Below are 1,262 nucleotides of genomic sequence, written 5' to 3'. Positions count from 1 at the left end.
AATGTCACGCAAGATTGGTAGAGGTACTTGTTTTGCCGCACTACGAATGCGCTCGGAGCTTTGATTGCCCAGCTCATTAAGCAACTTACCAAACATCACCTTTTCTGGTGATTCTTCCATTTGCTCTAAAATACGAGCCATTTCATACGTGGTTAACGACATTACTTTTTGAATTCCATTATGGTGTCAGGAAAAGTGTGAACGACAAATATACACGCGTTACATACATTGGAAAATACTAAATTACACTGATTTACGCATTAGCGAAGCGTGCGTGCCAGCTCTTACCGGCCTTTGAAAATAGAATCACCAATGCTGGTAGCAATACCCACATATGAATAGCAATCAATGTTTGTGGATCAAACGGCAAACGCTGTAAGGTACCCACTAACAAACCAGAACCGCTCATTTGGAACAAACCAAGTAGCGCAGCGGCTGTGCCCGCTTTATCACCGAATGGTTCCAACGCCTTGCCCGCGGCGCCGCCAAGAATCAAAGCAAAACCAACGGACGACATAAAGATTGGCAGCATGAACGACAGCGCCGTGTTTTGGCCATTCATCACCAGCATCACCACACCAGCCAGAGCCAACGTCGAGATACCAACCACAAGCGTGTTGTGTGTGCCAAAACGTTCCATGAACTTCGGTGCCAACATACAGCCAGCGATGTTAATGACCGCGTTAATGCCAAACCAGAATGTGAACTCATTCATTGAAAGGCCCATGCCTGTCATCAATACCGACGGTGCTGACGTCACGTAAGCTAAGATAACCGCCATAGCCATCAAACATAGTGACGCGTGGAAAATGAAAGATGGCGTGCTCAGTACCGACCAGTAACGACTTACTTTGAATACCGCTTGTTTCTCGGTTGCAGGGTTGGTTTCCTTCATCATCAAGAACATCAACGTTCCTGAGACAACCGCAAAACCAGCCATAAAGCTGAAGTTTGCACGCCAATCGAATTGCTGTGTTAACCAGCTACCTAAGATTGGAGCCAGTGCCGGAATAAAGCAGATCGCACCATTAAGGTAGCTGATCATCTTGCCGCTTTTCTCTGGGCCGAAAATATCGCGAACTGTTGCAAAGGCTGCTACCGATGTCGCACACGCACCTAAGCCTTGTAGCAAACGAGACATCAACATCCACTCAATATTTTGAGCACTCCACGCCAATAAAGCGCTCATTGCGTAGATAGTGATGCCGCCCAATGCAACAGTTCGACGTCCGAGTTTATCTGCCAAAGGGCCAGCAAACAGT

Annotated in this window: 1 protein-coding gene; it reads right to left on the bottom strand. The window is 47.1% G+C overall.

The genetic code is table 11. The annotated features are described in order from the left end of the window. Positions 1–253 precede the first annotated feature (253 nt). Positions 254–1,262: multidrug effflux MFS transporter (locus R7Q41_RS24075; RefSeq protein WP_318144714.1), on the bottom strand; the 1,009-nt coding region annotated here is incomplete at its 5' end.

This window comes from Vibrio sp. 2096 (genome assembly GCF_033339595.1).
Taxonomy (GTDB): Bacteria; Pseudomonadota; Gammaproteobacteria; order Enterobacterales; family Vibrionaceae; genus Vibrio; species Vibrio alginolyticus.
The sequence above is the reverse complement of the archived record's forward strand: the minus strand, read 5'-3'. Positions and strand labels throughout refer to the sequence as shown.